The organism is Trinickia fusca (genome assembly GCF_003628145.1).
Taxonomy (GTDB): Bacteria; Pseudomonadota; Gammaproteobacteria; order Burkholderiales; family Burkholderiaceae; genus Trinickia; species Trinickia fusca.
In genome coordinates, this window is the sequence record NZ_RBZV01000001.1 from 1,077,089 (window position 1) to 1,085,905 (window position 8,817).

At 61.6% G+C, this 8,817-nt stretch carries 11 protein-coding genes; 4 read left to right on the forward strand and 7 right to left on the reverse strand.

What is annotated here, in order from left to right; translation table 11 throughout:
• Positions 1–18: 18 nt before the first annotated feature.
• Entirely contained in the window at positions 19–1,866 is a 1,848-nt protein-coding gene (locus tag D7S89_RS04500; protein WP_183085097.1) for an extracellular solute-binding protein, read from the reverse strand.
• A gap of 171 nt (positions 1,867–2,037) precedes the next feature.
• Here D7S89_RS04500 and fabI point away from each other — a divergent pair, with 171 nt between their 5' ends.
• Positions 2,038–2,829, forward strand: coding sequence for an enoyl-ACP reductase FabI (gene fabI, locus D7S89_RS04505; RefSeq protein ID WP_121275890.1), 792 nt, complete (start codon positions 2,038–2,040; stop codon positions 2,827–2,829).
• Positions 2,830–2,994: 165 nt separating this feature from the next.
• Here the strand turns inward: fabI and D7S89_RS04510 are convergent, their stop codons facing one another.
• Positions 2,995–3,333 (reverse strand): hypothetical protein, encoded by a 339-nt coding sequence (locus D7S89_RS04510; protein ID WP_121275892.1) that lies wholly within the window; start codon positions 3,331–3,333, stop codon positions 2,995–2,997.
• Between the two features lie 157 nt (positions 3,334–3,490).
• Complete coding sequence (gene ftrA / locus D7S89_RS04515; protein WP_425470733.1) at positions 3,491–4,435, reverse strand: transcriptional regulator FtrA; 945 nt, start codon at positions 4,433–4,435, stop codon at positions 3,491–3,493.
• Positions 4,436–4,591: 156 nt separating this feature from the next.
• Here ftrA and D7S89_RS04520 point away from each other — a divergent pair, with 156 nt between their 5' ends.
• Positions 4,592–5,368, forward strand: coding sequence for a carbon-nitrogen hydrolase family protein (locus tag D7S89_RS04520; RefSeq protein ID WP_121275895.1), 777 nt, complete (start codon positions 4,592–4,594; stop codon positions 5,366–5,368).
• A 12-nt stretch (positions 5,369–5,380) separates the two neighbouring features.
• Here D7S89_RS04520 and D7S89_RS27360 read toward each other — a convergent pair whose 3' ends face one another.
• From D7S89_RS27360 to D7S89_RS04530, 3 genes are all read right to left on the reverse strand, one after another.
• On the reverse strand, positions 5,381–5,548 hold the full coding sequence (locus tag D7S89_RS27360; RefSeq protein WP_183085089.1) for a hypothetical protein: 168 nt from the start codon (positions 5,546–5,548) through the stop codon (positions 5,381–5,383).
• Positions 5,549–5,554: 6 nt separating this feature from the next.
• The gene (locus D7S89_RS04525; RefSeq protein WP_121276115.1) at positions 5,555–5,956 is read right to left on the reverse strand and encodes a DUF6795 domain-containing protein; all 402 of its coding nucleotides are present in this window, start codon (positions 5,954–5,956) and stop codon (positions 5,555–5,557) included.
• 96 nt (positions 5,957–6,052) lie between these two features.
• A complete protein-coding gene (locus D7S89_RS04530; RefSeq protein WP_183085090.1) occupies positions 6,053–6,952 on the reverse strand; it encodes a DMT family transporter in 900 nt (299 codons plus the stop codon).
• 554 nt (positions 6,953–7,506) lie between these two features.
• On the opposite strand from D7S89_RS04530, the gene D7S89_RS04535 reads away from it, so the two are divergent.
• Both D7S89_RS04535 and D7S89_RS27100 read left to right on the forward strand, forming a co-directional pair.
• Positions 7,507–7,752, forward strand: coding sequence for a hypothetical protein (locus tag D7S89_RS04535; protein WP_121275898.1), 246 nt, complete (start codon positions 7,507–7,509; stop codon positions 7,750–7,752).
• A gap of 309 nt (positions 7,753–8,061) precedes the next feature.
• Complete coding sequence (locus tag D7S89_RS27100) at positions 8,062–8,478, forward strand: Ig-like domain-containing protein (protein ID WP_425470734.1); 417 nt, start codon at positions 8,062–8,064, stop codon at positions 8,476–8,478.
• A gap of 56 nt (positions 8,479–8,534) precedes the next feature.
• Here the strand turns inward: D7S89_RS27100 and D7S89_RS04545 are convergent.
• Positions 8,535–8,817 (reverse strand): integrase core domain-containing protein (locus D7S89_RS04545; RefSeq protein WP_147426589.1); only part of this gene is annotated, 283 nt, incomplete at its 5' end.

Sequence of the window (8,817 nt, forward strand, 5' to 3'; positions counted from 1 at the left end):
GTGCTCGCCGAGCGCGACTCAATGCGTAGCGGGGACTTGGGCTTGGCTTTGGGCCTGCGCTTGCGAAGGCGGCGCGCGCCACCACGTCGAGACGATCCAGCCTTCCGCCGAATAGTACAGCGGCAGCGTCTTCGGATAGCGCAGCGTATTCACGTAAGCAATGCGGTGGGTATTGCTGTACCACTGCGGCACGACGTAATAGCCGTACATGAGCACACGATCGAGCGCACGCGACGCATCGATGAGTTGCTCGCGCGTTTGCGCATGCACGAGCGGGCGCAGCAGTGCGTCGATGGCCCGGGACTTCAAGCCCATGAGATTGTCGGAACCTTGTTGGTCGGCCGATTGGCTGCTAAAGCGCGACACCTGCTCGACGCCCGGCACTTGGACGTCGGGATAGCGCAGCGTCGTCGCATCGAAGTCGAACGAGTCGTAGCGCTTCTGGATCAGCGCGTAGTCGACGGTGCGATACGTCGCGCGAATGCCGAGCTTGGCAAGGTTGCGGATATAGGCGGTAAAGACGGGCTCCATCGACGGCCCCTGCCCCGAATCCTCGAGAATCTCGAACGCGAACGGCTGACCCTGCGCGTTACGCAGCGCGCCGTCGCGGTAGGTCCAGCCGGCCTCGGCCAGCAACGCGCGCGCCTTGAGGAGATTCTCGCGCAACGAGTTCGGCGAATCGGTGCTCGGCTGCACCGTCATGGGCCCAAACACGGCCGGATTCAGTTGCGCGCGCAACGGCTCGAGCAGCGCCAATTCGCCTGCACTCGGCATGCCCGTCGCCTGCAAGTCGCTATCGGCGAAATAGCTGTTGAGCCGCGTATAGGCGCCGAAGAACAACCGCTGGTTCAGCCATTCGAAATCGAACGCGAGATCGAGCGCCTGGCGCACGCGCACGTCGCGAAACAGCGGCCGGCGCAGGTTCATCACCATGCCCTGCATGCCTGCGCCGTTGTGGTGACGGAACGCCTGCTTGATCAGCTCGCCGTCGTCGAAGCGCTTGCCGACGTCACGGCGTACCCAGTTACGCGCGACGTATTCGACCATCGCGTCGTACTCGCCGGCCTTGAACGCTTCGAGCCGTGCGGTGGGATCGGCATAAAGCTTGTACGTGACACGCTCGAAGTTGTTGGTGCCGACCCGCACGGGTAACGCGGCCCCCCAATAGTTCGGATCGCGGCGAAACGTGATCGTGTGGCCGCCGTCGTAGCGCTCGATCCGATACGGACCGCTGCCGATCGGCTGCTGGAATGCGAGCCGGTCGAACGGCACACGCGAGCCGTCCGCATTCAAGCCCCACTTGTGCGAAAACACGGGAATGCCCCCGGCCAGCAACGGCAACCCGCGATCGGGCTGCCGGAAATCGAAGCGGACGGTAGCCGCGTCGACGACCACGGCGCGCAAGATGTCGGCGTAATACGCAGCGAACTGCGGCGCCGCTTGTGGACTCTTGAGCGTGTCGAACGAGTACTTGACGTCCGCGGCCATGACGCGATCGCCGTTCGAGAAGCGCGCACGCGGATTGAGGTGGAACGTGACCGAGAGGCGATCAGGCGCGATGCGGATATCGTCGGCGAGCAGCCCATAGGCCGATGCGACTTCGTCCGCGCTCCCCGTCACCAGACTCTCGAACAGCATGTCGATACCGGGCGCCGGATTGCCGCGCATCGTGAACGGGTTGAACTTGTCGAAGCTCGTCAGGCGGTTCGGGTTGGCAAGGACGAGCGTGCCGTCCTTGGGGGCATCGGGGTTCACGTAGTCGAAGTGCGTGAAGCCTGGCGGGTACTTAGGATCGCCGAATTGCGCGATCGCATAGGCCGCCGAAGCAGGCTGCGACGCACCGAATGCCAATACGCAACACAACATCCACCAGAAGCGTCGCGCGAAGATCCGGCGCAAGCCTGTCATCAATAAGCCCTCTTGTCCGACCGATCGGTAATGACGATATGAGAGAATTCTACCCAAATCCCCGCGCCGGCCATCCTGATGCACATCGCGTGCAATCGTCCGGCGGCAATGATCACGTTAGGAGAATACATGGGCTTTCTCGCTGGAAAACGCATTTTGCTGACCGGTCTGCTGTCGAATCGCTCGATTGCCTACGGCATCGCGCAAGCTTGCAAGCGCGAGGGCGCCGAGCTCGCCTTCACGTATGTCGGCGACCGCTTCAAAGACCGCATCACCGAATTCGCGGCTGAATTCGGCAGCGAACTCGTGTTTCCGTGCGACGTCGCCGACGACGCGCAAATCGAAGCCCTGTTCGCTTCACTGAAGGAGCACTGGGACAGCTTCGACGGCCTCGTGCACTCGATCGGCTTTGCGCCGCGCGAAGCGATCGCGGGCGATTTCCTCGACGGCATGACGCGCGAAAACTTCCGCATCGCACACGACATCTCGGCCTACAGCTTCCCCGCCCTCGCAAAGGCGGCGCTGCCGATGCTGTCCGACAACGCCGCCCTGCTCACGCTGTCGTACCTCGGCGCGGAGAAGGTCATCCCCAACTACAACACGATGGGCGTGGCCAAGGCCGCACTCGAGGCGTGCGTGCGCTACATGTCGGTTTCGATGGGCGCCAAGGGCATTCGCGTCAACGGCATCTCGGCCGGCCCGATCAAGACGCTGGCGGCCAGCGGCATCAAGGGCTTCGGCAAGATCCTCGACTTCGTCGAAGAGCACGCGCCGCTCAAGCGCAACGTCACGATCGAGCACGTCGGCAACGCGGCCGCCTTCCTGCTCTCCGATCTTGCAGCCGGTGTGACGGCCGAGATCCTGCATGTCGACAGCGGCTTCAATGCCGTCGTCGGCGGTATGGCCGGCGTGAGCGAATAACCGCTCTGGCTTGCCGCGATCGCATCATTTAAGTCGCGGCAACGCTACGTAAGCACTACAAACAAGCGCCAAAAAGAAAGCCGCCCCGGATTTACCGAGGCGGCTTTTTTGCGTTTGGCGGCACGACCAGGTGCCGCGCCGATCATCGCGATCGGCGCTCAGCGATCAGTGCCAGCCGCGGTGCTCGCCGTGATCATGGTCTTCGTGATCGTGGTCGTGCCCATGTCCGCGGTGCTCGTACCATTCGTCACGCCCCCAGTAACGGCGGCCATCCCAGTAGCGATCGCCATGCCAGCCGATCACGACGACGGGTGCCGGCGCGTACACGACGGGCGGCGGCGCGTAGACGACGGGGGGCGGCGGTGCGTACACAGGAGCCGGGGCGACGTACACGGGCGCAGGAACACCGATGTTCACGCCGACGTTGACCCCGGCCATTGCCGCGCTCGACATGCCGATCGCGAGCGCACCGATCAGAAGCGGGACAATGCGTGTGGTTTTCATCTTTTCACCTTCAATCTCAGATAACGACTCAGCCATCTGAGTCAGTGGTCCGACTATAGCCCAAGCCTTGCGGCAACCATATTTCGTATTTGTAACGGTTGATGCAGTAGATCGCTTGCAACACACCACTTGACTTGTTCGGCAATCCGAACGACCACTACGCCTGAAAACTTGCCCGGTATCGCGCCGGGCTCGTCCCGAGTCGCTGCCTGAAATGGTGTCGCAACCCATCGGCCGAGCCGAAGCCTGCCGCCGTGGCGATGTGCTCGATCGGCATGGCGCTGGCTTCGAGCAGGCTACGCGCGTACGCGACACGCTCCTGGACCACCCACTCGCCCGGCGCCATGCCGGTGGCCTCTTCGAAACGTCGGATGAATGTGCGCCGGCTCATACCCGCCTGCTCGGCCAGTTCGACGATCGACAGCGTTTCGCTCAGATGTTCGCGCGCCCAGGCGAGCAGCGTCGCCAACGGATCCCCCTCTTCGCGCACGGGCCGCGCGATGAACTGGGCCTGGCCGCCTTCGCGGTGCGCGGGAATCACGAGCCGGCGCGCCACGGTATTGGCCACGGCCGGGCCGAAATCGTTCCGCACGATGTGGACACACAGGTCGAGACCAGCGGCCCGCCCGGCCGAAGTCAGGATGTCTCCTTCGTCGACATACAGCACCGCGGGATCGACCTGCAGATGCGGATAGCGACTCGCGAGCGCCTGCGCCTGCGCCCAATGCACGGCAACGCGCCGCCCGGCGAGCAGACCCGCGGCGGCGAGCACAAATACGCCCGAGCAGATCGATGCAATCCGTGCGCCGCGTGCGTGTGCGCGCAAGAGCGTGTCGAGAATCGCAGCTGGCGGAGCGGCATCGATGTCGTGCCAACCGGGCACGATGATCAATCCAGCCTCGCTCACACGATCGAGCCCCGCATCGGCCACGATCCTGAAGCCGGTGCCGGCGCCGACCGGCTTCGTAGGCCGATCGGCGCAGACGAGCACGCGATACCAGTCCTCACCCATCTCGTCGAGGCCGAACACTTCGGCGGCCAGGCCGAGCTCGAAGCCGTTGACGCCGTCGTACGCGAGGATCGCGACCGTGCGCTCGCGCAGCCGCGAACGTGGTCTTTTAATAGTGGGACGTGTTGGCATGATTTTCACTATATCTGTCATTCGTGCCACTGGTCAATCAAAGGTCGCACGCGCATAGTTCGCCGTATCGATTCGAAGGTTCCTTTTCATTCCCGACCCGACTATACGAGGCCAGCCATGAAACTCACGGTATGTGAACTACCCGACGATCCCGCTGCGATGGATGCCGCCTGGGACCATTTGGAACGCACCCTGAAGGCCGAGCCGACCGACGTGCTCGTATTGCCCGAATTCGCGGGCGTCAGCAGCTTCTGGACGCGCCCTACCTTCGATGCACACGTATGGCGCGAAGCCGTCGCGCTCCAGGCCCAGTTGCCCGAGCGCTTTGCACGCCTGGCCGCGCGTAGGGTCCTCGGTAGCCGTGTCGTCGAAGTCGACGGTCGGCGCCTCAATCAAAGCTTCCTTTGGACTCCTACTGAAGGCTTCCAAGCGGGCCGTGCCAAAGCCTGGCTGCCGCAGGAAGAAGGTGCATGGGAGGAAACGTGGTTCGATCGCGGTGAGCCCCTCATCGAACCGACCGTGCACGAAGGCTTGAGCTTCGCGACGCTGATGTGCACCGAGGTCGTGGTCAGCCATGCGCCTTGGCCGCTCGGCCATGCCGGCGTGCAGCTGATTGCGGTGCCGCGCACAACGGGTGGCCACCGGCGCTGGGAAGTCGCGACGCAAATGGCGGCGATCCTCTCAGGCGCGTTCGTGGCCTCCGCCAATCGGCGCGGTGACGATTTTGCCGGCGGCAGTTGGATCGTCGATCCCGACGGCACCGAGCTCGCGCGTACCGATGCACACCAGCCCGTGGTGACGATCGAGGTCGATCTCGCCCAGACGCACGCGGCACGCGGCACCTACCCGCGTAACATCGCCGATCCGTTCGGCACCTGGCGCCGCGCTCCGTGATCTGCAGGTGCGTTAGTTAGTGGGTGCGCCCAGCATGCGGCTCATCCCCGTCATGCTGGGGAAAATCCACCAGCCATCATGTCCTGTCGGCGGCTTCTGCGCGGCGGTGCTGATCCATTCGATGTTCGACTTGCCACCCATTTGCAGTCCAATAGATGTCGAGCAGCGGCGCAGAATCATTCATCCTCAGCCCGCTTTGCAGATCCCGTAGTGCGTTCCTTCGGCGTCTGGCTGACGGGTCAGCTCGCAAACCAGCTTCAGTGGCCGGCCATCCAGTTCGTCATTCGGGTCGTACGAGAACTTGCTGTGCCTCCAGGCCATGTATTCGACACCTTGATAGCGGATGACGATGGTCTGCGACATCACCGGCTGAGCTGGGATCAACCGAAGCAAGCCTGCCCCGCGCTCGATCGTCGGGAACCGGAACGCGCCGCTTTTATCGGTCACCGTTTGCTGCGTAGGATTCTTTTTCTCATTGTCCGACCACACGACTTTCTGGATAAGCTCGGCCCCCTCGACTGGCCTGCCGTCCTTCAACACGGTGCCGTGAACTTCGGAAAACAAAACGAGGCGACTGAACACGCCCATTGCGCTATCCCCCCAAGAAGCCGCCGATGACGTTAGCGCGAGCGCGCCCATCATCGCGATGATCGAATGTCGTAATCCGATTCGCTGTCGCACGGGTCAGCCCTCCCGTTGCGCCCAGATAATGCTTCCGGCAACCGCGAACAGCACCAGGAGCAAACTCGGATGCAAAGCCTCGTGCAAAATCGCCGAAGAAAGACCTACCCCGAAAACCGGGATAAGAAACAAGAACACCGAGACACGACTGGCACGGTTGTAGGCCATCAACGCATTCCAGAACGCGAAGCTACAAGCCGAAACGCAAGCCAGGTAGATCAGCACCCAGAGCAGGCCCGGCGTCATCGCAATGCCTTTCAAGCCGCCGCCACACAGGCCGACTACCGTCAAAGCGACGCCCCCGATCAACATTTGCCATGCGGTCAATGGCAAGGGCATCCAGTCCGAAGTCGCGGCCTCACGATTCATGACGTTCCCGAGCGCGGAAAAGAACATCGCCACCAGCAACGACGCTTCCCCCCATCCGAACCGCAAATCGCCCGATCCCTGACGTAGGAAATAAAGCGCCACCGCACCAAAACCCACCAACGCCGCACCGACCCTTCTCGTCGACAGCCGATCGTCGGGATGGCGCACATGTGCGATTCCGAGTTGGAAGAACGTTAGCGTTCCGGCTAGCAACGACGCGGAAATACCCGAGCTGGCCGCGATCCCAATATAGAAAAACACATATTGGAGAAACGTTTGGACACTCGCGATCCTCAAACCGAAACGTGCCTGCCGATAAGTTCGCGGCCACGGGGTTCGTCCCGTCGCAACCGCCAACATACACAGCAGCAGACCCGCGAGCGCGAAACGCCAACCTGCAAAGACCAACTGCTGAAACACCGCGCCTCGTGAAATATGCCCTGCGGCATAGCCCATCTTGATGAACGGAAACGCGCTCCCCCAGAGCAAGGTGGCTGCGACAGCCGCCATGCTTCGACCAAGGGGCTGCGACAAGATACGTCTCCATCGGTGACTGGCGAGTTCTGCCTCCGGGATGACCACTGCATTATGTGCCACCTCTCTAACCCCTTCTGACGGACTGCAATATTTCTGAACCTGCGTCATTGCTCAATGACACACACCGCATGCACTCCGCCACTAGCGGCGATCAATCACGCAAAAAACCGCCGTTGAATGGCGGTTTCGGCATCGATATTACCAGTCAATGCCCGTTCACCGCGGTGAACGCGAACGTCGCGGCATGAGGGAAGCAGCTGGCCGACCAAGTCAACCTCCCGTACGGCAGCCTCGTGCGAATTGGCGTGCGTTCGGGCGTCACCTCGCTGACAGGCGAGACAGCGGCGAAGCCATTTTCCGAGCGGCTCCCTGTCAGAACAGCTAGCTTAAATTTCTTCCTGCTGCCTCATAGACTTTTATTCAACTTGATTCGGCAAATCGTTCTGCATTTGTCGGCAGGGAGTGAGCATTCTTCCTGGAATTCAGGAAATTAATGCAATCAACGCAACAGCGCCCCCTAACCCATTAATATTGTTTGCGGAGATGAACTTATGTCTAGCCAAAAGCAGTTCTACAACACCGTCATAGTTGGAAATGGAGTTCATATGCCCGCTGGCATGGGGACTCAAGTGCAGCAGACGCTCACGATCTTCGCCGTCGATACCGGGAAGCTCGAACGGAATACCGTTTACGATATCTCCGGCCTTGAAATTGGCAGCAACCAGCCGGTCAACTATCCGAGAGCCACCTTTACCAAGGCAATCGCGCCGGCCATCGCCGAATTCACCATTCCCTGAGCCGGATCAGTAATCAGCAGCACCGCTTTTACCGGTGGCCCCACACCAGCCCGGCGACCGGACTGGGCTCCCGCGCATGCTGACAAGGCTTGGACCGAGTGTGCTCCAGCCGTCTCGGCCGCCGACGCGGTGAGCCCGCGTTTCACACCAAGTAGCGCTGCTACGCCGAGCAGAATCCCAACCTCCGCAATGTTCGACAGGTCCATTCGAAAGCGCCCGATTCCGGCGTTCAGAAAAGCGACGACGCGGCCATAGACACTGCGAATCCCCTCAGCTTGCTTCGCTTGATTCCCCCTGCCCGGCACCACGCTGAGCTATCGCATTGTCAGCGCGCCAAAGCATGGCGATCTGATCCTCAATAAGGACGGCACGTATACCTACCGTCCCGACCACTGCTATGTGGGTGCGGACAGCTTCAGTTTCATCGCCAGCAACGGCCAAGCGGATTCCGCTATCGCCACGGCCATGATCGATGTGAAGGCGTGCAATCACCGGCCACATGCGAAGGGTGGCGAGATCTGCGTCGCCCATAACGAATCGCAGCAGATCGATCTGATGAAGCAGGCATCGGACCCGGATGACGATCCCCTCACCCTGCATATCGTGCGTGGGCCTCGTCACGGCACGCTGACGTTGATTCGGAAGTCGTCGGAAACGGCTGGCGGAATGCCTCGATTGGACAACCCATGGCAGGCATCACCAATCTTGCCGAACAGAGCGGTTTGATCGTCAGGCGAGACGACTGATCGTGTGGAGTTGCCCCTGTAATCCCGGACACAGCATCACACTAAGGTTGCTGAATCCATCGCGCGACGAAACGCTCGTGGCGAGCGATATTTCAACGCGCTATGGGGATGCTTCTCGTTGTAATGCTCGAAGGCGATGGCCAAGTTCCGCGCAGCAGTCGCGGCGTCCGGCTTGGGCATGAAGGCGACGTAATCGCGCTTCATCGTTTTCACGAAGCTCTCAGCCATCCCGTTACTTTGCGGGCTGCACACGGGCGTGGTCAATGGCTTCAGGCCGATATCCACGGCGAACCGGCGCGTCTCGTCGGCCGTGTAGCCC

Coding starts and splice junctions, on each gene's coding strand:
- D7S89_RS04500 (WP_183085097.1), bottom strand. CDS start 1,866: ATGTTGTGTTGCGTATTGGCATTCGGTGCGTCGCAGCCTGCTTCGGCG.
- fabI (WP_121275890.1), top strand. CDS start 2,038: ATGGGCTTTCTCGCTGGAAAACGCATTTTGCTGACCGGTCTGCTGTCG.
- D7S89_RS04510 (WP_121275892.1), bottom strand. CDS start 3,333: ATGAAAACCACACGCATTGTCCCGCTTCTGATCGGTGCGCTCGCGATC.
- D7S89_RS04520 (WP_121275895.1), top strand. CDS start 4,592: ATGAAACTCACGGTATGTGAACTACCCGACGATCCCGCTGCGATGGAT.
- D7S89_RS27360 (WP_183085089.1), bottom strand. CDS start 5,548: ATGATTCTGCGCCGCTGCTCGACATCTATTGGACTGCAAATGGGTGGC.
- D7S89_RS04525 (WP_121276115.1), bottom strand. CDS start 5,956: ATGGGCGTGTTCAGTCGCCTCGTTTTGTTTTCCGAAGTTCACGGCACC.
- D7S89_RS04535 (WP_121275898.1), top strand. CDS start 7,507: ATGTCTAGCCAAAAGCAGTTCTACAACACCGTCATAGTTGGAAATGGA.